The sequence below is a fragment of the Mycobacterium hubeiense genome (genome assembly GCF_002838065.1).
Taxonomy (GTDB): domain Bacteria; phylum Actinomycetota; class Actinomycetes; order Mycobacteriales; family Mycobacteriaceae; genus Mycobacterium; species Mycobacterium hubeiense.
In genome coordinates this window covers 295,282-318,690 of sequence record NZ_PIZU01000001.1, presented here as the reverse complement: position 1 = coordinate 318,690, position 23,409 = coordinate 295,282, and the positions used below count along the sequence as shown (strand labels likewise).

Annotated in this window: 20 protein-coding genes and 1 pseudogene; 10 read left to right on the top strand and 11 right to left on the bottom strand. The window is 66.6% G+C overall.

All coding sequences use genetic code 11. From position 1 onward, the window contains the following. Nucleotides 1-5: 5 nt before the first annotated feature. Complete coding sequence (gene gabT / locus CWS39_RS01480; RefSeq protein WP_102141114.1) at nucleotides 6-1,346, bottom strand: 4-aminobutyrate--2-oxoglutarate transaminase; 1,341 nt, start codon at nucleotides 1,344-1,346, stop codon at nucleotides 6-8. A gap of 359 nt (nucleotides 1,347-1,705) precedes the next feature. Between gabT and yajC the strand changes: the two genes are divergently transcribed. The 6 genes from yajC (at nucleotide 1,706) to CWS39_RS01450 (ending at nucleotide 9,743) form a co-directional block, all read left to right on the top strand. After that, nucleotides 1,706-2,050 carry a preprotein translocase subunit YajC gene (gene yajC, locus CWS39_RS01475; protein WP_102141113.1) on the top strand — a complete coding sequence of 115 codons (345 nt, stop codon included), beginning with the start codon at nucleotides 1,706-1,708 and terminating at the stop codon, nucleotides 2,048-2,050. A gap of 65 nt (nucleotides 2,051-2,115) precedes the next feature. Continuing rightward, complete coding sequence (gene secD, locus CWS39_RS01470) at nucleotides 2,116-3,906, top strand: protein translocase subunit SecD (RefSeq protein WP_102141112.1); 1,791 nt, start codon at nucleotides 2,116-2,118, stop codon at nucleotides 3,904-3,906. Nucleotides 3,907-3,910: 4 nt separating this feature from the next. Next, complete coding sequence (secF, locus tag CWS39_RS01465) at nucleotides 3,911-5,179, top strand: protein translocase subunit SecF (protein WP_102141111.1); 1,269 nt, start codon at nucleotides 3,911-3,913, stop codon at nucleotides 5,177-5,179. A 4-nt stretch (nucleotides 5,180-5,183) separates the two neighbouring features. Further along, on the top strand, nucleotides 5,184-6,839 hold the full coding sequence (locus tag CWS39_RS01460; protein WP_102141110.1) for an ABC transporter substrate-binding protein: 1,656 nt from the start codon (nucleotides 5,184-5,186) through the stop codon (nucleotides 6,837-6,839). Continuing rightward, a complete protein-coding gene (locus CWS39_RS01455) occupies nucleotides 6,836-7,366 on the top strand; it encodes an adenine phosphoribosyltransferase (protein ID WP_102141109.1) in 531 nt (176 codons plus the stop codon). The genes CWS39_RS01460 and CWS39_RS01455 overlap by 4 nt, the downstream gene beginning before the upstream one ends. Before the next feature lie 37 nt (nucleotides 7,367-7,403). Further along, on the top strand, nucleotides 7,404-9,743 hold the full coding sequence (locus tag CWS39_RS01450; protein ID WP_102141108.1) for a RelA/SpoT family protein: 2,340 nt from the start codon (nucleotides 7,404-7,406) through the stop codon (nucleotides 9,741-9,743). Between the two features lie 12 nt (nucleotides 9,744-9,755). Here the strand turns inward: CWS39_RS01450 and CWS39_RS01445 are convergent, their stop codons facing one another. Continuing rightward, a complete protein-coding gene (locus tag CWS39_RS01445) occupies nucleotides 9,756-10,562 on the bottom strand; it encodes a peptidylprolyl isomerase (protein ID WP_102141107.1) in 807 nt (268 codons plus the stop codon). 79 nt (nucleotides 10,563-10,641) lie between these two features. Between CWS39_RS01445 and CWS39_RS01440 the strand changes: the two genes are divergently transcribed. Both CWS39_RS01440 and hisS read left to right on the top strand, forming a co-directional pair. Beyond that, nucleotides 10,642-11,307 (top strand): MBL fold metallo-hydrolase, encoded by a 666-nt coding sequence (locus CWS39_RS01440; protein WP_102141178.1) that lies wholly within the window; start codon nucleotides 10,642-10,644, stop codon nucleotides 11,305-11,307. After that, nucleotides 11,304-12,566: a histidine--tRNA ligase gene (hisS, locus tag CWS39_RS01435; RefSeq protein WP_102141106.1), complete on the top strand. Its 1,263-nt coding sequence runs from the start codon at nucleotides 11,304-11,306 to the stop codon at nucleotides 12,564-12,566. Before CWS39_RS01440 ends, hisS begins: the two co-directional genes overlap by 4 nt. Before the next feature lie 23 nt (nucleotides 12,567-12,589). On the opposite strand, the gene CWS39_RS29105 is transcribed toward hisS, so the two are convergent. From CWS39_RS29105 to urtA, 6 genes and pseudogenes are all read right to left on the bottom strand, one after another. Then, nucleotides 12,590-13,129, bottom strand: a complete 540-nt coding sequence (locus CWS39_RS29105) for a hypothetical protein (RefSeq protein WP_199177903.1) — start codon at nucleotides 13,127-13,129, stop codon at nucleotides 12,590-12,592. A 46-nt stretch (nucleotides 13,130-13,175) separates the two neighbouring features. Next, entirely contained in the window at nucleotides 13,176-13,868 is a 693-nt protein-coding gene (urtE, locus tag CWS39_RS01425) for an urea ABC transporter ATP-binding subunit UrtE (RefSeq protein ID WP_102141176.1), read from the bottom strand. Beyond that, the gene (gene urtD, locus CWS39_RS01420) at nucleotides 13,868-14,626 is read right to left on the bottom strand and encodes an urea ABC transporter ATP-binding protein UrtD (RefSeq protein WP_102141175.1); all 759 of its coding nucleotides are present in this window, start codon (nucleotides 14,624-14,626) and stop codon (nucleotides 13,868-13,870) included. The genes urtE and urtD overlap by 1 nt, the downstream gene beginning before the upstream one ends. Nucleotides 14,627-14,661: 35 nt before the next feature. After that, nucleotides 14,662-15,765 (bottom strand): urea ABC transporter permease subunit UrtC, encoded by a 1,104-nt coding sequence (gene urtC / locus CWS39_RS01415; protein ID WP_102141105.1) that lies wholly within the window; start codon nucleotides 15,763-15,765, stop codon nucleotides 14,662-14,664. Next, complete coding sequence (gene urtB, locus CWS39_RS01410; RefSeq protein WP_102141104.1) at nucleotides 15,762-16,646, bottom strand: urea ABC transporter permease subunit UrtB; 885 nt, start codon at nucleotides 16,644-16,646, stop codon at nucleotides 15,762-15,764. Before urtB ends, urtC begins: the two co-directional genes overlap by 4 nt. A 1-nt stretch (nucleotide 16,647) precedes the next feature. Then, a pseudogene (gene urtA, locus CWS39_RS01405) lies at nucleotides 16,648-17,914 on the bottom strand (urea ABC transporter substrate-binding protein). Nucleotides 17,915-18,132: 218 nt separating this feature from the next. Here urtA and CWS39_RS01400 point away from each other — a divergent pair. Together CWS39_RS01400 and CWS39_RS01395 are read left to right on the top strand one after the other, a co-directional pair. Beyond that, nucleotides 18,133-18,549, top strand: coding sequence for a hypothetical protein (locus CWS39_RS01400; protein ID WP_102141103.1), 417 nt, complete (start codon nucleotides 18,133-18,135; stop codon nucleotides 18,547-18,549). A gap of 102 nt (nucleotides 18,550-18,651) precedes the next feature. Then, nucleotides 18,652-19,659 carry an Rv2578c family radical SAM protein gene (locus CWS39_RS01395; protein ID WP_102141102.1) on the top strand — a complete coding sequence of 336 codons (1,008 nt, stop codon included), beginning with the start codon at nucleotides 18,652-18,654 and terminating at the stop codon, nucleotides 19,657-19,659. 4 nt (nucleotides 19,660-19,663) lie between these two features. Here CWS39_RS01395 and CWS39_RS01390 read toward each other — a convergent pair whose 3' ends face one another. The 3 genes from CWS39_RS01390 to CWS39_RS01380 form a co-directional block, all read right to left on the bottom strand. Then, nucleotides 19,664-20,920 carry an acyl-CoA dehydrogenase family protein gene (locus tag CWS39_RS01390; RefSeq protein ID WP_102141101.1) on the bottom strand — a complete coding sequence of 419 codons (1,257 nt, stop codon included), beginning with the start codon at nucleotides 20,918-20,920 and terminating at the stop codon, nucleotides 19,664-19,666. Further along, on the bottom strand, nucleotides 20,920-22,053 hold the full coding sequence (locus CWS39_RS01385; protein ID WP_102141100.1) for an acyl-CoA dehydrogenase family protein: 1,134 nt from the start codon (nucleotides 22,051-22,053) through the stop codon (nucleotides 20,920-20,922). The genes CWS39_RS01390 and CWS39_RS01385 overlap by 1 nt, the downstream gene beginning before the upstream one ends. Before the next feature lie 85 nt (nucleotides 22,054-22,138). Continuing rightward, complete coding sequence (locus tag CWS39_RS01380) at nucleotides 22,139-23,371, bottom strand: amidohydrolase family protein (RefSeq protein WP_102141099.1); 1,233 nt, start codon at nucleotides 23,369-23,371, stop codon at nucleotides 22,139-22,141. Nucleotides 23,372-23,409 lie beyond the last annotated feature (38 nt).

Genomic DNA, 23,409 nt, shown 5'->3' with positions numbered 1-23,409 from the left:
TTCTTCTACAGGTCGGCGAGTAACTGGGCAAGAACGTCGAGCCCCTCCAACAGCAGTTCGTCGCTGATCGTCAGGGGCGGCAGGAATCGCAGCACGTTGCCGAAGGTGCCACAGGTCAGCACGATCACGCCCGCGGCGTGCGCGGCGGCCGCCAGTTGAGATGTCAACGCGGGGTCGGGGTCGGCGCTGCCGGAGCGCACCAGCTCGACGGCGATCATCGCGCCGCGTCCGCGCACGTCGCCGATCCGGTCGTCTTCGGCCTGCAGCCGCCCGAGCCGGTCCTTCATCACCTTCTCGATGTGCCGTGCGCGATCGATCAACCCGTCCAGCTCGATGGTCTCGATGGTGGCCAGCGCCGCCGCGCATGCCACCGGATTGCCGCCGTAGGTGCCGCCCAGCCCGCTGACATGCGGCGCGTCCATGATCTCGGCGCGGCCGGTGACCGCCGACAACGGCAACCCGTCGGCGATGCCCTTGGCGGTGACGATCAGGTCGGGCTCGATGCCCTCGTGTTCACACGCGAACCACGCCCCGGTGCGGGCGAAGCCGGTCTGCACCTCGTCGGCGATGAACACCACGTCGTTGTCGCGGCACCAGGCGACCAGCGCGGGAAGGAACCCGTCGGCGGGCACCACGAAACCGCCCTCGCCCTGCACCGGTTCGATGATCACCGCCGCGAGGTTCGCTGCGCCGACGGTCTTCTCGATCACTGTCAGGGCGCGTTCGGCGGCCAATTCGCCATCGGTGCCCAGCTCCTTGGAGATCAGCCCATCGCGGTAGGGATACGACAGCGGCGCGCGGTACACCTCTGGGGCGAACGGCCCGAAGCCGCTCTTGTAGGGCATCGATTTGGCGGTCAGCGCCATGGTCAGGTTGGTGCGGCCGTGGTAGGCGTGGTCGAACGCGACGACGGCCGTCTTGTGGGTGTAGGACCGCGCGACCTTGACCGCATTCTCGACGGCTTCGGCGCCGGAGTTGAACAGCGCGGACCGCTTCTCGCCCGAACCCGGCGTGAGCCGGTTGAGGTGCTCGGCGACTTCCACGTATCCCTCGTAGGGCGTGATCATGAAGCAGGTATGGGTGAAGTCGGCCACTTGAGCGCGCACCGCCTCGACCACGCGGGGAGCGGCGTTGCCGATGGTGGTCACCGCGATGCCTGAACCCAGGTCGATGAAGCGGTTGCCGTCGACGTCCTCGACGATGCCGCCGGCCGCGCGCGCCGCGTACACCGGCATGGTGTTGCCGACGGCGCGCGACACCGCCGCGGCCTTGCGGTCGGTGAGTGCCGCCGAGCGCGGCCCGGGAATGGCGGTGGCGATATGGCGGCTCTGCTCGAGGGCGGTCACGTCCGGCTCCTCACGACCTGGGTTCGACGGGTGATTCGAGCCTAGTCGCTACGCACCGATTCGGTCGAAAACTTCGACACCCGTGGTCGAATCGTCGCCCGTTTCCGGTTACTGCAACGGATTTCGTATACCTCGGCCGGCTGAGTGTGCCATCGGCGCGCCTGTCACCAGGTCCGCAAAGGACGGCGGGGTGGCGGGATTTCACCGCCATCACGTCGATGTCGGCGACAGCAGCCGCGCAGGCGCCGACGGGCGCGGTCGGCGCTCGGCGGCCGCAATGGCAGACTGGTCAATTACGAGGCGACTGTGACCGGCCGGTCCGGGCGCCGTGAAGACCAACACGAAAGACATCTGCTGCCATGGACCTGGTCGTCTTCCTGCCCCTACTCATCATCATGGGCGCATTTCTGTTCTTCGCGTCTCGGCGACAGAAGAAGGCGATGCAAGCCACCATCGACCTGCACAACTCGCTGACCGTCGGCGATCGGGTGCACACCACCTCCGGTCTGGAGGGCACGATCACCCGCATCGACGACGACAACGTCGACCTCGAGATCGCCCCCGGCGTCGTCACCACCTGGATGAAGCTGGCCGTGCGCGACCGCATCGGACCCGATGTCGACGACGAGAGCGACGACATCTCGGACGCCGAGTCGACCGCGACCGAGGTGACCGAGAGCCCCAATACAAAGACTGACAGCTGAGCACACAGGGTAAGCACGTACCCTTTGCGGTGCTGACGAACTGATCTCGAGGAGACCCAAGCAACGTGGCATCGTCTTCGGCGCCGGTGCAGCCTGCCCGCTACCTGTCGCTCTTTCTGGTGCTGCTTGTCGGCGTCTACCTACTGGTGTTTCTCACCGGCGACAAAAAGGCCGAGCCCAAGCTCGGCATCGATCTGCAGGGCGGCACCCGCGTCACCTTGACCGCGCGCACCCCGGACGGGTCCGCGCCAACTCGTGACGCGTTGAACCAGGCCCAGCAGATCATCAGCGCCCGCGTCGACGGTCTCGGCGTGTCGGGTTCAGAGGTGATCATCGACGGCGACAACCTGGTGATCACCGTCCCCGGTGAAGAAGGCAGCGCGGCCCGCAACCTCGGTCAGACCGCGCGGCTGTACATCCGTCCCGTCATTCACCAGATGCCGGCCCAACCCGCCGGCCAGCAGAACGGCCTGCCGCAGGGCGAAGCGCCGCCCGCTGAAGCGCCTCCAGGAACCCCACCGGGAGCACCGCCCGCCGAAGCGCCCCCGGGCGCTCCGCCTGCACCACCGCTGCCCGCTGAGGCCCCGCCCGGCGAGGCCCCGCCCGCACAGGCCCCGCAAGCCCCCGAACCGGCGCCCCAGCCGCGGCCTTACCCGCAGGAGCCGCCGCCCACGCCGGCACCGCCCCCGCCGACCCCGGCGCCCGGTCCGAGCCCCGCGCCGGCACCGCCCAGGGAAAAGGCCGACCTCGCCAAGCGCATCGCCGATGAGAAGCAGATCCGCCAGAGCACCGATCCGTCGATCCAGCTGCTCGGTCTGCAGTTCCAGGCCACCCGCTGCGGCGAGGACGACGTGCTGGCCGGCAACGACGACCCGAATCTGCCGCTGATCACCTGCTCCACCGACGGGCAGACGGTGTATCTGCTGAACAAGTCGATCATCAGCGGTGAGCAGATCAAGAACGCCACGTCAGGGCTGGATCAGCAGCGCGGCGTGTACGTCGTCGACCTGGAATTCAAGGACGACGCCGCCAAGACTTGGGCCGACTTCACCGCGGCCAATGTCGGCACCCAGACCGCGTTCACGTTGGACTCGCAGGTGGTCAGCGCGCCGGAGATCCAGGAGGCCATCCCCGGCGGCCGCACCCAGATCACCGGCCAGTTCACCGCGGACTCCGCGAAGGAACTCGCCAACGTGCTGAAGTACGGCTCGCTGCCGCTGTCGTTCGAATCGTCGGAGGCCGAAACCGTTTCGGCCACACTAGGTTTGACGTCGCTGCGGGCCGGCCTGATCGCCGGTGCGATCGGCCTGGCGCTGGTGCTGCTGTACTCGCTGATCTACTACCGGGTGCTCGGCCTGCTGGTCACCTTGTCGCTGATCGCCTCTGGCGCAATTGTTTACGCGCTCCTGGTGCTGCTGGGCAGGTACATCGGGTACACGCTCGACCTGGCCGGCATCGCCGGTCTGATCATCGGCATCGGCACCACCGCCGACTCGTTCGTGGTGTTCTTCGAACGCATCAAAGACGAGATACGCGAAGGCCGTTCGTTCCGCTCAGCCGTACCGCGAGGCTGGGCCAGGGCCCGTAAGACGATCATTTCGGGCAACGCGGTCACCCTGTTGGCCTCGGTGGTGCTCTACGTGCTGGCGGTCGGCCAGGTGAAGGGTTTCGCGTTCACGTTGGGTCTGACCACAGTGCTGGACCTTGTCGTGGTGTTCCTGGTGACGTGGCCGCTGGTGTACCTGGCGTCCAAGTCGCCGACACTGGCCAAGCCGGCGTTCAACGGGCTCGGCGCGGTGCAGCAGATCGCGCGGGAACGTCGGGCGGCTTCGTACGCGACGACGGGACGGGGATAGGCAGATGGCCGCTAAACACTCCAACGACGTCGAATCGTCGGCCGTCGAGGCGCCGAGTCTCGAATCGACGCCGACGCCGCCGCAGCACGGCTTTTTCGTCCGGCTCTACACCGGCACCGGGGCATTCGACATCATCGGGCGCCGCAAGCTGTGGTTCGCGATCAGCGGCGCGCTGCTCGCGATCGCGATCGCCAGCATCGCCATCCGCGGCTTCACCTTCGGCATCGACTTCGAAGGCGGCACCAAGGTGTCGATGCCGGTCGCGGGCGCGAACGGCACGGCGACGGTGCAGCAGGTCGAAGACGTCTTCGCCAAGACGATCGGCGAGGAGCCGCAGTCGGTGGTGACCGTCGGCAGTGGCGATTCGGCGACCGTGCAGATCCGCTCGGAGACGTTGACCAACGAGCAGACCGAGCAACTGCGCACCGCCCTGTTCGACGCCTTCCAGCCCAAGGGCATCGACGGCCAACCCAGCAAACAGGCGATCAGCGATTCGGCGGTCTCGGAGACCTGGGGCGACCAGATCACCCAGAAGGCGCTGATCGCGCTGGTGGTGTTCGTGGTGCTCGTCGCGATCTACATCGCGGTCTGGTACGAGCGGTACATGGCCATCGCAGCGCTGACGGCCATGTTCTACACCATCATCACCACCGCGGGCGTCTACTCGCTGGTCGGCTGGGAGGTCACCCCCGCCACGGTGATCGGCCTGCTGACGATTCTCGGCTTCTCGCTCTACGACACGGTCGTCGTGTTCGACAAGGTCGAAGAGAACACCCGCGGATTCGAACACACCACCCGGCGAACATATGCCGAGCAGGCCAACCTGGCGGTCAACCAGACGTTCATGCGGTCGATCAACACCAGCTTGATCTCCGTGCTGCCGATTCTGGCGCTGATGGTGATCGCGGTGTGGCTGCTGGGCGTCGGCATGCTCAAGGACCTGGCGCTGGTACAGCTGGTCGGCGTCTTCACCGGTGCGTACGCGTCGATCTTCTTCGCCACCCCGCTGCTGGTCACGCTGCGCGAGCGCACCGAACTGGTGCGCACCCACACCGCGCGGGTGATGCGACGCCGCAAACCGGCCGCCGCCAAGGCCGATACCGCCAAGGCCGATACCGGCGAGGACGACGCTGCCGAAGCCGAACCCGAGCCCCTCGCGGCCGCCTCGGTGTCCAGCACACCGCCGCCCGACAAACCGGCGCCCGGCGCGCGGCCCGTGCGGCCTACCACCAGCAAGACGGGACGGCCGTCGGGTAAGCGAAAGACCCGTTAGGCGCATGGCTGCCTCGCCTCGGCGGACCGCCGTGCTGGCTGCGACGCTGTCGTTGGCCGGATCGCTGGGGTTGTCGTCGTGCGCGGGCGGCGCGGCCGACGAAATCGATTACGCCGTCGACGGCGCGTTGGTCACCTACAACTCCAACACCGTGGCCGGCGCCGCGTCGGGCGGGCCGCAGGCCTTCGCCCGGGTGCTCACCGGCTTCAACCTGCATGGCCCCGACGGCCAGATCGTCGGAGACCACGACTTCGGCAGCATCTCGGTGGTGGGGCGCGCGCCGCTGGTTCTCGACTACCAGATCAGCGACAAGGCGGTGTACTCCGACGGTAAACCGGTGACCTGCGATGACCTGGTGTTGGCGTGGGCGTCGCAATCCGGGCGCTATCCGGTGTTCGATGCCGCCAACCGGGCGGGCTACAGCGACATCGTGGGCGTCGACTGCACGCCGGGGCAGAAGAAGGCGCGGGTTTCGTTTGCGCCGGAGCGCGCGTTCGTCGACTTCGGCCAGCTGTTCGCGGCGACGTCGATGATGCCCTCGCACGTGATCGCCGACCAGCTGGGGCTCGGCGACGGCGGCGTCACCACCGCGCTGCAGCAGGGCGACGCCGAGACCGTCGACCGCATCGCCAAGGTGTGGAACAACACCTGGAACCTGAGCCCGGATCTGGACCTGAAGAAATTCCCGTCGTCGGGGCCGTACAAGCTCGAGTCGGTGACCGACGACGGCGCGGTGGTGCTGGTCGCCAACGACAAATGGTGGGGCACCAAGCCGATCACCGACAAGGTCACGGTGTGGCCGCGCGGCGCCGACATTCAGGACCGGGTCAACGAGGGCTCGTTCGACGTCGTCGACATCGCCGCGGGGTCGTCGGGTCTGCTCAACCTGCCCGACGACTACGTCAGCACCAACACCCCGTCGGCCGGCATCGAGCAGCTGATCTTCGCGCCGCGCGGCCCGCTGGCCGCCGTCCCGGCCCGACGGGCGCTGGCGCACTGCACACCGCGGGACGTCATCGCTCGCAACGCCGAGGTGCCGATCGCCAACGTGCGGCTCAACCCGGCGACCGAGGACGCGTTCAGCGCCGCCGAGAGTGCGGTGGAGGGCGGCCAGTTCGTCGCGGCCAATCCCGGGGCGGCTCGCGCCGCGCTCAACAACCAGCCGCTGACCGTGCGCATCGGATATCAGAGCCCGAACGCCCGGGCGGCCGCGACCGTCGGGGCGATCGCCAAGGCCTGCGCGCCTGCCGGGATCACCGTGCAAGACGCCGGCTCGGAAACCACCGGCCCACTGTCGTTGCGCAACAACGAGATCGACGTCCTGCTGGCCAGCACGGGCGGGGCCGCCGGCAGCGGTTCGACGGGCTCGTCGGCCATGGACGCCTACGCGCTGCACAGCGGCAACGGCAACAATCTGTCGGGGTACGCCAACCCGCGCGTCGACGGCGTCATCGGTGCGCTGGCCGTCGTCTCCGACCCCAAAGAACAGGCCCGGCTGCTGGGGGAGGGCGCGCCGATGCTGTGGGCGGACATGCCGACGCTGCCGCTGTACCGCCAGCAGCGGACCGTGCTGACGTCGAACAAGATGTACGCGGTGAGCAGCAACCCGACCCGTTGGGGCGCGGGCTGGAACATGGACCGCTGGAGACTCGACGGATGAGTTCGTCGGAGGTCTCCGAGCTCATCGCGTCGATGATGCGCGAAGTGCCCGACTTCCCCGAGCCGGGCATCCAGTTCAAAGACCTGACGCCGCTGCTGGCCGACGCGCACGGCCTGGCGGCGGTGACCGAGGCGCTGGCGGCGACCGCCGGTGATGCCGACCTTGTCGCCGGGATCGACGCGCGAGGCTTCCTGCTGGGCGCCGCCGTCGCCACCAAGCTCGGCACCGGGGTGCTGGCCGTCCGCAAAGGCGGCAAGCTGCCGCCGCCGGTGCACTCCGAGACCTACGACCTGGAGTACGGCACCGCGACGCTGGAGATCCCCGCCGAGGGCATCGACATCGCTGGGCGCACGGTCGTCATCATCGACGACGTGCTCGCCACCGGCGGCACGGTGGGCGCGACGGTGCGGCTTCTACGCCGTTGCGGTGCGACGGTGACGGGCGCCGCGGTGGTGCTCGAATTGACCGCCCTCGGCGGCCGCGACGTGCTCAAACCGCTACCGGTCACCAGCTTGCACATCATCTGAGCGATATCCTCGAAGTCGACGACTTTGGGAGGTGACCATGGCTGACGATCCCGTGACGGGCCAGGCCGTGCAGTCGCCTCCCACTGCGCCGGACGTGACGCCACTGGACGTCGCGAAAACCAGCGCGTCGCGGCGGGTCCGCGCCCGGCTGGCGCGCCGGATGACCGCCCAGCGCAGCGCCGTCAACCCGGTGCTGGAGCCGCTGGTCGCGGTGCACCGCGAGTTCTACCCGAAGGCCGACCTGGCGTTGCTGCAGCGGGCCTACGAGGTCGCCGAACGACGCCACGCCGACCAGCTGCGCCGCTCCGGCGATCCGTACATCACCCATCCGCTCGCGGTGGCCAACATCCTGGCCGAGCTGGGCATGGACACCACCACGTTGGTGGCGGCGCTGCTGCACGACACGGTCGAGGACACCGGCTACACGATGGAGGCGCTGACCGCCGACTTCGGCACCGAGGTCGCCCATCTGGTCGACGGCGTCACCAAGCTGGACAAGGTGGCGCTGGGCACCGCCGCCGAGGGCGAAACCATCCGCAAGATGATCATCGCGATGGCCCGCGATCCGCGGGTGTTGGTGATCAAGGTCGCCGACCGGCTGCACAACATGCGCACCATGCGCTTCCTGCCGCCGGAGAAACAGGCCCGCAAAGCCCGCGAGACACTGGAAGTCATTGCGCCGCTTGCCCATCGGCTGGGCATGGCGACGGTCAAGTGGGAGCTCGAGGACCTGGCGTTCGCGATCCTGCACCCCAAGAAGTACGAGGAGATCGTGCGGCTGGTCGCCGACCGGGCGCCGTCGCGCGACACCTACCTGGCCAAGGTGCGCGCCGAAATCGTCGCGGCACTGAATGCGATGAAGATCAACGCGGTGGTGGAGGGCCGGCCCAAGCATTACTGGTCGATCTATCAGAAGATGATCGTCAAGGGCCGCGACTTCGACGACATCCACGACCTGGTCGGGGTGCGGATCCTGTGCGACGAGATCCGGGACTGCTATGCCGCTGTGGGCGTGGTGCATTCGCTGTGGCAGCCGATGGCCGGGCGGTTCAAGGACTACATCGCCCAGCCGCGCTACGGCGTCTACCAGTCGCTGCACACCACCGTCGTCGGCCCCGAAGGCAAACCGCTCGAGATCCAGATCCGTACCCGCGACATGCACCGCACCGCCGAGTACGGCATCGCCGCGCACTGGCGATATAAGGAATCCAAGGGCCGCAATGGAGTTCCGCAGCATCCGCACGCCGCCGCCGAGATCGACGACATGGCATGGATGCGCCAGCTGCTCGACTGGCAACGGGAGGCCGCCGATCCGGGCGAATTCCTGGAGTCGCTGCGCTATGACCTTGCGGTACAAGAAATTTTCGTGTTCACCCCGAAGGGTGACGTGATCACATTGCCGGCGGGCTCGACGCCCGTCGACTTCGCGTACGCGGTACACACCGAGGTCGGTCACCGATGCATCGGTGCGCGGGTCAACGGCCGGCTGGTGGCGCTGGAGCGCAAGCTCGAAAACGGCGAAGTGGTCGAGATTTTCACGTCCAAGGCGCCCAACGCCGGGCCGTCGCGGGACTGGCAGAGCTTTGTGGTGTCGCCGCGGGCCAAGGCCAAGATCCGGCAGTGGTTCGCCAAGGAGCGCCGCGAAGAGGCGCTGGAAGCGGGTAAGGACGCGATCGCCCGTGAAGTGCGACGCGTTGGACTTCCATTGCAGCGCTTGGTGAATGCCGAGTCGATGGCGACGCTGGCCCGTGAGCTGCGCTACGCCGACGTGTCTGCGCTCTACACCGCTGTCGGCGAGGGTCATGTGTCGGCGCGGCACGTCGTGCAGCGGCTGGTGGCGCAGTTCGGTGACGAAGAAGCCACCGACGAGCTCGCGGAACGGTCCACGCCGGCGACCATGCCGGTGCGCCAGCGCAGCACCGAAGACACCGGCGTCGCGGTGCCCGGTGCGCCCGGAACGCTGACCAAGCTGGCCAAGTGCTGCACACCGGTGCCGGGCGACCAGATCATGGGCTTCGTCACCCGCGGCGGGGGAGTCAGCGTGCACCGCACCGACTGCACCAACGCGGCGTCACTGCAGCAGCAGTCCGAGCGGATCATCGACGTCGAGTGGGCGCCGTCGCCGTCGTCGGTGTTCCTGGTCGCCATTCAGGTCGAGGCGCTGGACCGGCACCGGCTGCTGTCCGATGTGACGCGAGTGCTGGCCGACGAAAAGGTCAATATCCTCTCCGCGTCGGTCACCACGTCCAACGACCGGGTGGCGATCAGCCGGTTCACCTTCGAGATGGGCGACCCGAAGCACCTGGGCCACCTGCTGTCGGTGGTGCGCAACGTCGAAGGCGTCTACGACGTCTACCGCGTCACCTCCGCGGCGTAGCGTCTGCTGGCCTTAATCCAGTGCGACCGAGGTGATCTTCACCTCGGTGGCCGGCTTGCCGTCGGGGGCGCCGCCCTCGATGCCGCCCGCGGCGATCTTGTCCAGCGTGGCCAGCCCGGTCTCGTCGATGGTGCCGAACTTCGTGTAGTTCGGCGGCAGCATCGAATCCTTGTAGACCAGGAAGAACTGGCTGCCGTTGGTGTCGGGCCCCGCGTTGGCCATCGCGAGCGTGCCGCGCGGGTAGGGAATCGGCTCGCCGCGCTTTGGATCGTCCGGCGCGTACTCGGTCGCGGGGAATTCGTCGGCGAACTGGTATCCCGGGCCGCCGGATCCGGTGCCCGTCGGATCGCCGCACTGCAGCACGTTCAAGCCCTCGGTGGCCGTCAGCCGGTGACACGGGGTGTCGTTGAAGTAGCCCTGCGACGCCAGGCTGGCGAAGCTGTTGACGGTGCACGGCGCCTTGGCGTTGTCGAGCATCAGGCCGATGTTGCCCTGGTTGGTGGCCATGCTGACGCTGACCTGCGCGGGATCGGTCGGCACCTTGCCGGCGCGCGGCGGGTTGACCTTCTTGGCCGCCGGCTGCGGCGACGGCGGGTACTGGCAATCGGCCGCCGGCCCCGGCGCGGCCGAGGCGGTGGTTTCGGAGTCCTTGTTGGTGATGACGTAGGCGGTCACCCCGCCGGCGATCAGCGCGACCACGGCAATCGACAAGCCGACGATGGTGAACAGCCGCCGTCTGCGTGCTTTCGCCTCCCTGCGCTCCAGCTGTCGCTCGAGTTTGCGCTTCGCCGCTGCACGCCGTTGTTCGTTGGTCGGCACCGCCGGTGTCCTCCTCGTGGTCTCGGTCGATCGGCACCGAGTGTGCCAGGCGTTGCTGAGGGATGGGAAACTGTATCCCGTGTTGATCACCGGATTTCCGGCCGGGATGTTGGCGTGCAATTGCTACGTCCTGGCCCCGCGAGCCGGGTCGGACGCCATCATCGTCGACCCCGGCCAGCGGGCGTTCGGCCCGCTACGCCGGATCCTCGACGAGCACCGCCTCACGCCGGCGGCGGTGCTGCTCACGCACGGGCACATCGACCACATCTGGTCGGCGCAGAAAGTGGCCGACACCTACGGGTGCCCGGCCTACATCCATCCCGAGGACCGATTCATGCTGACCGATCCGATCAAGGATTTCGGGCCACGCCTGGGTCAGCTGCTGTTCGGCGCGATGTTCCGCGAACCCAAACAAGTGGTGGAGCTCGACCGCGACGGCGACAAGATCGAGCTGGGCGGCGTGAGCGTCGCCGTCGACCACACGCCGGGCCACACCCGCGGCTCGGTTGTGTTCCGGGTGAGCGACGGCCCGTCGGACATCGTGTTCACCGGTGACACGCTGTTCCGCGAGTCGGTGGGCCGCACCGACCTGCCGGGCGGCAGCGGCCGCGATCTGCTCAACTCGATCGTGACAAAGCTGTTGGTGCTCGACGACGACGCCGTGGTACTACCGGGCCACGGCGAAAAGTCCACGATCGGACACGAGCGCCGCACCAACCCATTCCTCGAAGGTCTGACGCCGTGAGCGAATTCCAGGCGCCCAAAGGGGTGCCCGATTACCTGCCGCCGGAGTCCGCGCAGTTCGTCTGCGTGCGCGACGGCCTGCTGACTGCCGCGCGGCGCGCCGGCTACGCCGACATCGAGCTGCCCATCTTCGAGGACACCGCGCTGTTCGCGCGCGGCGTGGGTGAATCCACCGACGTCGTCACCAAGGAGATGTACACGTTCTCCGACCGCGGCGACCGCTCGGTGACGCTGCGACCGGAAGGCACTGCGGGGGTGATCCGCGCGGTCATCGAGCATGGCCTCGACCGCGGCCCGCTGCCGGTGAAGCTGTGTTATTCCGGGCCGTTCTTCCGCTACGAGCGCCCGCAGGCGGGCCGCTACCGCCAGTTGCAGCAGGTCGGGGTGGAGGCGATAGGCGTCGACGATCCCGCGCTGGACGCCGAGGTGATCGCGGTGGCCGATGCCGGCTTCCGCTCGCTGGGATTAGAGGGTTTCCGATTGGAGATCACCTCGCTGGGCGACGACAGCTGCCGCCCGCAGTATCGAGAATTGTTGCAGGAGTTCCTGTTTGGGCTGGATCTCGATGACGAAACACGACGACGCGCGGAGATCAACCCGCTGCGGGTGCTCGACGACAAGCGCCCGCAGGTGCGGGAGATGACGGCTGATGCACCGGTGATGTTGGACCATCTGTCCGACGTCGCCAAGCAGCACTTCGAGACGGTGCTCGCTCACCTGGACGCGTTGGGCGTGCCGTATGTGGTCAACCCGCGGATGGTCCGCGGGCTGGACTACTACACCAAGACGACGTTCGAGTTCGTGCACGACGGGCTCGGCGCGCAGTCGGGCATCGGCGGCGGCGGCCGCTACGACGGGCTGATGCGCGAGCTCGGTGGAAAAGATTTGTCCGGCATCGGCTTCGGCCTCGGTGTCGACCGCACGCTGTTGGCGCTGAAGGCCGAGGGCAAGACGGTCGGTGAGGCCGCGCGCGTCGACGTCTTCTGCGTCCCGCTGGGCGATCAGGCCAAGGCGCAGCTGGCAGTGCTGGCGGCGGGGCTTCGGGCGGCCGGTGTGCGCGTCGACATGGCCTACGGCGACCGCGGACTCAAGGGCGCGATGCGGGCCGCTGACCGCTCGGGCGCGTCGATTGCGTTGGTGGCCGGCGACCGTGACATCGAGGCGGGCACCATCGGTGTGAAGAACTTGTCGACGGGTGAGCAGGTCGACATCGCCGCCGACGCGGTTGTCGCAGAAGTGCTTTCGCGGCTAACGGGTTGATCACTCAGGTCAGGTGAGAGCGATCAACCCGTTAGCTGCTCGCCCTGAGTGATGGCGGTCAGCACCTCGTCGATGTTGCCGACGCCACCGTCGAATGGATTGCCGCGCTTGAGAACGTGCTTACCGCCCGGGGTCAGCGCGACTAATTTCGGTGAACTCGAACCGATTTGGAGTTTGCGCGCGAAGCGCACCTGATCCAGTTGCACCAAGGCGCCGCCGCAGTAGCTGAACAAGCCGAGCTTGCGGTCGATGACGGCGACGGGGCGGCATTCGTGTAGAGGCCGGCTGCGGCGGCGGCGAAACTTGCGCACCACCAGAAATGTCAACGCCGCCAATACGAGACCCGCCGCGACGAAGATGGCGCCGAGTGCTCGTGACGGGACGCCGGCGATGAGCGCGACGAGGCCGAAGCCGCCGCCGACGACGGTCAGCACGCCGAGCACGAACGCCAGCACTGCCAGCGGGCCCGTGCCGCGGTCGAAGACAAGGACGCGACGGCCGTCATCAGTGACGACGAGGCCGCCCGTATCGGCAAGTGTTCGGGTTTCGGCGGGTGCGCTCATGCCCGCCAGCATGCCGAACCGCTGAGGCGGGCGTGCATCAAACGCTCTAGATCGCCATGGCGGCGCGGACTTCGGATTCCGACGCCGAACCACCCCTGCCGGACGACGTGACGCGGCCGGACTCGAGAATGTAATACCGCTGCGACGACTCCAGCGCGAAACCGATGTGCTGCTCGACCAGCAGCACGCCCAGGTCGCCGCGCTGAGTCAAAGAGGTGATGGCGGCTTCGATCTCGGCGACCACCGACGGCTGGATGCCCTCGGTGGGCTCGTCGAGGATCAGACACTTCGGCGAGGTGATCAGCGCACGCGCGATCGCCAGTTGCTGGCGCTGACCGCCCGACAGCAGGCCCGCCCGGCGACCCAACAACTCCTTCAACGCCGGGAACAGGTCGAGCTGCTCGTCGATCAGCGCCTTGCCGTTGCGGCACCCGTCGGCGACCACCTGCAGATTCTCCGCGGTTGTCAGCTGGCCGAACGACTGCTGGCCCTGCGGCACATAGGCCAGCCCGCGCGCCACCCTTGCGCTGGGCCGCAGCTTCGAGATGTCCTCGCCGTCGAAAAGCACTTTTCCCGACGTGCATTTCAGCAATCCGACCGCGGCGCGCAGCAGCGTCGTCTTACCTGCGCCGTTGTGGCCCATCACCGCCGCCACCCCATCGGAAGGCACCGAAAGGCTGACGCCGTGGATTACCTCGGAACGGCCGTAGCCGGTGTGCACGTCGACAAGCTCAAGCATCATGACATCCCTTCGGCGCCAGCGGCGGCAGTGCCCAGATAAACCTCTTGCACCTTCGGGTTGGCCTGCACCTCGGCGACTGTGCCCTCGGCGATCACCTGGCCGCGCGCCAGCACGGTCACTGACGTGGCGAATGCGCGCATGAAATCCATGTCGTGTTCGACGACGACGACCGTGCGCTCACCGCCGATGCGGCGCAACAGGTTTCCGGTCTCTTCGCGTTCCTCGTGGCTCATCCCGGCGACGGGTTCGTCGAGCAGGAGCACGTCGGCGTTCTGCACCAGCAGCATGCCGATCTCCAGCCACTGCTTCTGGCCGTGCGGGAGCACGCCCGCCGGCTTATCGGCCAACGCGGTCAGTCCGGTGATCTCCAGGGCTTCCTCGATCGCGGGCAGCACGCCGGAGCGGCGACGCAGCAGCGTCCACACCGAACGACCTGCGCCGGCTGCGATGTCCAGGTTCTGCAGCACCGTCAACTGCTCGAAGACGCTGGCGGTCTGGAAGGTTCGGCCCACGCCGAGCCGTGCGATCTGGTGCACCTTCTTGCCGAGCAGCTCGACACCGGACTTGTTGACCGATCCGGTCGCGGGCACCAGACCGGTGATGGCGTCGATCACCGTCTTCTTGCCTGCGCCGTTGGGCCCGATCAGAAACCGCAGATCGCCCTGAAACAGCGTGAGGTCGACGTCGCTGACCGCCTTGAAGCCGTCGAAATCGACGGTGAGGCCGCGGACTTCGAGGTATTCGCTGGCACCCATGCCGACGTTGCCGCCGGCGACGGGTTCGCGTTCGGTCACGTCGCTGCCCCCACTTTCTCGGCCTCCGCTTCCGGTTCGGGGTCGGGCCGCGGTTCCGGTGCGGGTTTGCGGCGTCGACGCAGAAGGGCACCCAGTCCCGCCAGCCCGGCGGGGAAGAACCCGACGACGACGATGAACAGCAGGCCCTGGGCGTAGGTCCACTCCGACGGAAACCGTTCGGAGAACAGCGTTTGCGCCCACGCCACGCCGATGGCGCCCAGCACGGGACCCAGCAGCGTGGTGCGCCCGCCGATCGCCACACCGATCAGGAATGCGATCGACGGCAGGATGCCGACCTGTGACGGCGCGATGAACCCGACGATCGGAGCGAACAACGCACCGGCGATGCTGGCGAACAGTGCTGCGACGGTGTAGGCGACGACCTTGATATTGGCGGGGTCGTAGCCGAGGAACCGCACGCGTTCCTCGCCGTCGCGCACCGCCACCAACAGCTCCCCGTAGCGGCTCTGCATCAGCTGACGCACCACCGCGACTACGAGCAGCAGCACGCCCGCAGCGATGAAGTAGAGCATTCGCCGGTTCGCCGGATCGTTCAGCGTGAACCCGAAGAACGTGCGAAACCTATTGAGCCCGTTGGAACCGCCGAGACTGGTCTGGCCGACCAACAGGATCGCCAGTGCCGCCGCCAACGCCTGCGACAGAATCGCAAAGTAGGCGCCCTTGACCCGGCGCTTGAAGACGCCGAATCCAAGTGCTGCGGCAATGGCCGTCGGTAGCAACACAATGGCCGCCACCGTGAAGGCGGGGGAGGCGAAAGGCTCCCAGTAGGCGGGCAATTCGCGCGCACCCGCGATTTGCATGAAGTCCGGTACGTCGTTGCCGAAAATCTGCGCGTCGGCGATCTTCAGGTGCATGCCCATCATGTAGCCGCCGAGCCCGAAGAACACACCCTGACCCAACACCAGCATGCCGCCGCGGCCCCAGGCCAATCCGATGCCGACGGCCACGATCGCGAAGCACAGGAACTTCGCCAGCAGAGACAGGCGGAAGTCGGAGAGCACCAACGGCGCCAACCCGAACAGCAGCACCGCCGCCACCCCGAAACCCGCCCAGGTTTGCCACCTGCCAAGGATTTTCATGCGAGACTCCTGGTTCGCACGGTGAACAGCCCCTGCGGGCGGACCTGCAGGAAGATCACGATGATCACGAACACGATGACCTTGGCCAGCGACGCGGTGGTGTTGTATTCGATGAACGAGTTCAGGAAGCCCAGCGCGAACGCGGCGATCACCGTGCCCTTGATCTGACCCAGCCCACCGACGACCACCACCAGGAACGCGTCGATCAGGTAGCTCTGCCCGATCGTCGGACTCGTCGACCCGATCAATGTCAGCGCCACACCGGCCACCGCGGCCAGGCCGGACCCGATGAAAAACGTTGTGATGTCTGTGGTTCGGCTGGATATGCCACTGGTTTCAGCCAGATCGCGGTTGGCCACCACCGCACGGATGCGCCTGCCCATCGGGCTCGCCTTCAGCACGGCGGCCAGTACGGCCACGCATACCACCGCCAGCACCAGGATGAAGATGCGGGTCTTGGGCACCACCGCGCCGAGGATCTCCACACCGCCCGACAGCCACGACGGGGCAACGACGTTGACCGCGGGCGCGCCGAAGATGTCACGCGCCACCTGCTGCAGGATCAGCCCCACACCGAAGGTCACCAGGAGCGTGTCCAGTGGCCGGTCGTACATCCGCTGGATCAGCGTCACCTCCAGCAGCGCACCCATCGCACCGCCCACCACAAAGCCGATGACCAGCGAAAGCAACAGGGACACACCGGCGCTGGAGACGATCTGCTGCACCACGTACGCGGTGTAGCAGCCGGCCATGATGAATTCACCGTGCGCCATGTTGATGACGCCCATCTGACCGAACGTCAGCGACAGCCCGAGCGCAGCCAACAACAGGATGGAGCCGAGGCTCAATCCCGTTGTCAGCTGCCCGATCAGAACATCCATCTCAGCTGGAGAGGCCAGCCGCCCACGGATAGGACTTCAGGTATGGGTCCGGTTCGATCGGTCCGGGCGACTCCCAGATGGTGTAGATCAGTCCGTCCTGGCGGATCTCGCCGATGCGGGCGGTCTTGGTGATGTGGTGGTTCTCGCCGTCGATGGTGACTTTGCCCTCGGGCGCATCAAATGTCACGCCGTCGGCCGCGTTCTGAATGTCGTTGACCGCGAATGAGTTCGCCTTCTCTGCTGTCAGCTTCCACAGGTAAACCGACACGTAGGCGGCCTCCATCGGATCCGAGGTCGGCTTGTTGGCCCCGTACTTGTCCTTGTATGCCTTGACGAACGCCTTGTTCACCGGGTTGTCCACAGTCTGGTAGTAGTTCCACGCGGTGAGCTGACCGGTGATGTTCTGCACGCCGATGCCGCCGACTTCTTCCTCGGCGATAGACACCGACACCACCGGCATCTGTTGCGGCGTCAGGCCCACATTGCGGTACTCGCGGAAGAAGGCCACGTTGGAATCGCCGTTGAGAGTGTTGAACACGGCGTCGGCGTCGGCGGTGCGCACCTTGTTGACGATGGTGGAGAAGTCCGTCGACCCCAGCGGCGTGTAGTCCTCACCCTTGATCTCGATGCCGTTGGCTGCGGCGTAGGCCTTGATGATGCGGTTCGCGGTCTGCGGGGAACACGTAGTCACTGCCGACCAGATACAGCGACTTCACGCCGCGGCCCTTGAGGTAGTCCAGCGCGGGCACGATCTGCTGGTTGGTGGTGGCGCCGGTGTAGAAGATGTTCTTCGACGACTCGAGGCCCTCGTACTGCACCGGGTAGTACAGCAGCGAGTTGGCGCTCTCGAACACCGGGAGCATTGCTTTGCGGCTCGAGGATGTCCAGCCACCGAAAACCGCTGCCACACAGTCACTGCTGATCAGTTTCTCCGCCTTCTCGGCGAATACGGTGGGCTCGGATGCACCGTCCTCGCCGATCAGTTCGATCTGCTTGCCCAGCACACCGCCGGACGCGTTGATCTCATCGACGGCGAGCTTGATCGCGTCGCGGACCGTCACCTCGGAGATCGCCATGGTGCCCGACAGCGAGTTCAGCGAACCCACCTTGATGGTCGGGCCCGAGGTGTCCACACAGGACTCGGCGCTGGCCGCATCGGTCTGGCTGGCCTTGCTGCCGCAGCCGGCCAACAACATGGCGGTGGTCACCACCACGCTCCCCGCAGCTAGTACCGATCTGTTCAACGAGGAGCGTCGTGGATGTCGCATCAACAGCCTTTCCCTATGTCAGAGCACAAGTTCGACACACCCTGCGGGTGTCGACTCGGGACGTTAGAGCGCGCGTGTTTCTGCGAAATGTCTGTATGTGACGAACAAATTAACCTGTAGCTCGGGCCCTGTAACGATCCGCCGTTGTGCGCCGATGTGACGGAAGTGAGAGCAGTGGCGTGCAGGCCGCGCGGCGGCCGTGATAGAGGTAGAAGGCTATGAACACAGCGAATCTGCGAATCGGTGCGGCGCTGACCGTCGTCGCCGGGTTGATGTCCACGCATGCGACGGCGAATGCGGAGCCGGCCGGTCATCAGGTCCGGTACACGCTGACTTCCCAAACCGCCGTGGGATTCGACCTCTACTATCTGACGACTCAGCCGCCGAGCAAGGAGGCCTATGACGCCGACCCGTATGCGTTCATGAAGAACGAGCGGGTGAATGTGGCGCCGGGCGCGCCGTGGGTGTTCGAAACCACCCTCGACGACCCGCAATGGGCCATCCTCACCGCGAGCACCGCCGTGCACGCCATGCAGGCCCCACCGAACCCGCACTGCGAGATCGCGATCGACGGTCAGGTATCGGTGCAGCAGGACGGCCCGTACACGGTGCAGTGCCAGCTGAAGGCCTGGTAACTCTCGCGAGATTGCGTTGCGGCAGGGCCGCACTCGAACTTCTCCTGCCGGAATGCAATTTCGCGACTTGACTTTGCATCGAACAAATGTTCGAATAAGTGTATGCGGTGGGATGGCCAGGGCGTCCGCGTCGACGACGGCGCCTTGCCCGGCCTGCAGCGCATCGGCTTTGTCCGCAGCGTCCGCACGCCGCAGTTCGACGGCATCACGTTCCACGAGGTGCTGTGTAAATCGGCCCTGAACAAAGTGGCTGCCGCGTCCATGCTGCCGTTTCGCTACACCGTCAACGGCTACCGCGGCTGCTCGCATGCCTGCCGGTACTGCTTCGCGCGGCCCACACATGAGTACCTGGATCTGGACTGCGGCAACGACTTCGACACTCAAGTGGTGGTGAAGACCAATGTCGCCGACGTGCTCTGGCGCGAGGTGCACCGTCCGTCGTGGATGCGGGAGACCGTCGCACTGGGCACCAACACCGACCCGTACCAGCGGGCGGAAGGACGCTACGCGTTGATGCCGGGGATCCTGCGCGCACTCGCCGATTCGGGCACACCGTTTTCGATCCTCACCAAGGGCACGCTGTTGCGCAGGGACCTTCCACTGATTGCCGAGGCTGCCGGCCACGTCGACGTCAGCGTGGCGGTGTCGCTGGCGGTCGGTGACCCCGAATTGCATCGCGACGTCGAGCCGGGGACGCCGTCGCCGCAGGCCCGGCTCGCGTTGATCACGGCAATCCGCGACGCCGGCCTGGATTGCCACGTCATGGTCGCGCCGGTGCTGCCGCACCTGACGGACTCGGTGGAGCACCTCGACGCGCTGCTGGCGCAGATCGCCGCGGCCGGCGCCACCGGTGTGACGGTGTTCGGGCTGCACCTGCGCGGCTCGACACGTGGCTGGTTCATGGCGTGGTTGGCGCGGTCGCATCCAGAGCTGGTGGGACAGTATCGCGAGTTGTACCGCCGTGGCGCCTATTTGCCGTCGGAGTATCGACAGACGTTGCACGACAGGGTGACACCGTTGGTGGCCAAGTTCGGCCTCGCGCCGGACCGCCGGTCGTTCAGAGCGCCCCCGCCGGTTGCCGCTGGTCCCGTTCAGCCGACGCTGTTTTGACGGCTCAGGTCTTGCCGCGCTTGACGTCCTTGAACGGGACGCCGCGGTCGGCGGCGTACTCGCGGGGGAAGCCCAGCACCCGCTCGCCGATGATGTTGCGGGCGATCTCGGTGGTGCCGCCGCCCAGCGACGCCGTCTGCCGCGACAGGTACCGTTCGCCGTAGCGGATCAGATCGTCGTCGCCCTCGACCACACCGGTGCTGCCGGTGAGGGCCAACGCGGTGTCCATCTCCATCTGATGGGTTTCGGCGTGTGTGATGCGGATGATCGATCCCGCGGCGGGGGGCAGCGAGCCGTCGAGGACGCCGTGATAGACGTGGTCGATCAGCTGCTTCTGTACCTCCCGGTGCACGATCGCGCGGCCAGCCATCTCGCGGGCACGCTCGTTGTCGGATTGTCCTGTCGAAGCCAATAATTCGACGAAGTCGACGGGTACGTCCGTCTTGCCTTCGGCGCCGATGCCGCTGGCGAACTCCGAGCCGCCGCCGACCGCGCGTCGCTCGTGGTACAGCTGCCGCGACGCCACCTGCCAGCCGTCGTTGACCTCGCCGACCACGGCCTCGTCGCCGAGTTCGACGTTGTCGAAGAACTCCTCGCAGAACTCCACCGAGCCGTTGACCTGTTTGATGCGCCGCAGCGTGATGCCGGGGCTGTTGATCGGCACCAAGAACATCGTCAGGCCTTCGTGCTTGGGCACAGTCCAGTCGGTGCGTGCCAGCAGTAGGCCGTAGTCGGCGGCGAATGCGCTGGTGCTCCATGTCTTTGCGCCGTTGATCACCCACTTGTCGCCCTTGCGGTCGGCGCGGGTGATGACGCCGGCCAGATCCGATCCGCCGCTGGGTTCACTCAGCAGCTGCACCAGCACCTCCTCGCCGCGCAGCGCGGCCGAGATGTGCTGACGTTTCTGCTCCTCGCTGCCGGTGTCCAGGATGGTCGCTGCGCAGATCGTGAAGGTCGGCGTGTTGAGAATGATCGGCATTTCATATCCGCGGGACTCGATGTCGAACGCCCGCTGATACTCGATAGGCAGACCCAGCCCGCCGTACTCTCGCGGGAAGCAGATACCGGCGAAACCGCCCTCATAGAGCTTCTTTTGGAGTTCCCGCGCCCGCAGCCATGGCCCCTGCTCGCCACGGTCCACTTCGGGCGGGTTGGCCGGATCGATGCGAGGCATATTCTCGGCCAGCCATGCCCGGGCCCGCGCCGCGAAGTCCTCGACGGATTCGGTGGTTTCGGTCGACAAGGCCGTCGTCTCGGTCATCAGGCTGACTTCCGTTGTTCGGTCAGCGCATACACGCGCAGGTTGTGGTCCTCGGGTGTGCCGAACATCGAGCGGTACAGCGTGACTCGGCGCAAATACAGATGCAGATCGTGTTCCCAAGTGACGCCGATACCGCCGTGCAGTTGAATGCAGTCCTGCAACATGCCCGGAGCACGTTCTCCCACATACGATTTGGCCACGCTGACCGCCATGTCGGCACTAGGGGAGCGCTTGGAAACCTCGGTCACCGCAGCGCGGGTGGTAGCGCGGCACGCCTCGAACCAGATCTTCAGGTCCGCGTAGCGGTGTTTGAGTGCCTGGTACGACGCCAGCGGACGCCCGAACGAGTGCCGGTCGAAGGCCCACTGAATGGTGAAGCCCAGCACCGTGTCGAGGATGCCGACGACCTCGGCACACTGGAGCATCACCGCGATCTGGCTCTGCCGATCGACCAGCGCTGCGGTCTGCGCCGCGGTTCCTACGGCGGCAGATTCGTCGACCTCCACATCGTCCAAACGCACGGTGGCATAACGCTTCACCAGGTCGATCGACCGGCGCGCCTGGACCTCGACGCCGTGCGCATCGGCCGGCACCAGGAACTGTCGCACCGCACCGTCGCATCGCGCGACGACGAGGAACACGGAACACTGATCGCCGGCCTCGACCCGGTCCTTCACCCCGTCGAGGCGGTAGCCCGTCGCGGTTGGGGTTGCGGTCACACCCGGATCGAGCGGCGACCACGGCTTGCCCGGCTCGTAGACCGCCCACGACGCCACCGATTCGCCGGACACCAGCGATTCGATTGTCGCCTCGTGGTTTTCGGGCGCCTCGACCAGTCCGGCGAGAACGGTGCTCACCGGATGCAATGGGCCCGGTGCGACCGTCTTGCCGGCCTGCTCGGCGACCAGCGCGAGATCGGCCACGCCGTCACCGGACACGCTGCCGCCGCCGAGCGCTTCGGGCACCAGCAGGCTGGCCCAGCCCAATTCGGCGGCGCGCCGCCACCAGTCGGGCTCGAACGAGATGCCTTGCTCGTGCAGTTCACGTACCCGGCTCAGCGGCGCTTCCTTCTCCAGAAACGCCTGCGCCGTGGAGGCGAACAACATTTGTTCGGGATTGGCGGCGTCGGTCATGAGATCAGTTCAGCCTCTTGTTGTTTGGGCTCCACCCGCCGCGAGCACACCCGACTGCCCGGCGCACTCGCAGCGGCGGAATTGGTCAGGCCGGGATGACGAGCGGTGGCACGTCCGGCTTGTGGACGATCTTGTCCTCCACATTGAACAAGTCAATCATGTTCTTGCCCATCACCTTCCGCACGCCCTCGTCGTCCAGGCCATGGGCTTGTAGATCGTCGGCCAGCTTGATCGGATCTGCCAGACCCTCCGGATGCGGCCAGTCGGAGCCGAAGATGACGCGGTCGATGCCGACCAGATCTGCCATCTCCTTGAAGTTGTCCTCCCAGAACGGCGCGACGTACACGTTGCGCTTGAACGCCTGGATCGGGTCCTCGGGAAACTCATTCGGCATCTTCGCGTAGGTGCTCTTGAACTGCTTGAACAGGTAGGGCACCCAGTCGGCGCCGTTCTCGACGGACAGGATGCGCAGATCAGGATTGCGCGTCAGCGCGCCGTGGCAGACCAGTGCGGCCATGGTGTCCTCGATCGGGCGCTTACCCATCGCGACCATCCGGAATGCGGTGGGCTTGAACGGCAGGAACTCGTCGGCGGGCTCCCAGTCGTTGAGGTACTGGGCGTATCCACTGTCCGACGCATGCATCGCCACCGGGATGCCGGCCTTGACGCAGGCCTCCCAGAACGGGTCGAACTCGGGCAACCCGAACGAGCGGGTGCCGCGGTAGCCGGGCACCGGCGCGGGCCGGACCAAAACAGTCTTGGCGCCGCGTTCCAGACACCACTGAAGCTCTTCGAGCGCCCGATCGACGATGGGCAGCGTGATGACCGGGGTGGAGAAGATGCGGTCCTCGTAGTTGAACTGCCACGTCTCGTACATCCACTGGTTGAGCGCGTGGATGATGTCGTGGATCAGTTCCGGATCGTCTTTCAACCGCTCCTCGACCAGCGAGGCCAGGGTTGGGAACATCAAGGTGTAGTCCAGGCCGAGCCCGTCCATCACCTCGAGGCGCGCCGCCGGATCGCGGAACGCGGGGATGGCCTTCATGGGCTTGCCCAGCACCTCGCGGTAGCTCTTTCCGCCGCTGCCGTGCCGGAAGTACTCCTCCTGCGCGCCAGGGCGAGCGACCACCTCGAAGGTCGGGTTGGGGATGTAGTCGCTGATGTGGTTGCGAACCATGATCTTGGTCCGCCCGTGCACGTCGATGTAGTCGATGACGCCCTTGCGGTTGTCGGGCAAGAACTTCGTCAGGGCTTCTTTGGGCTCATAGAAGTGGTTGTCGGCGTCGAACACGGGATACGACAGCTGTCGAGATGGCATGTTCGCCTCCTTGGAGAGTCTCGTTGTCGAAAGTGGTA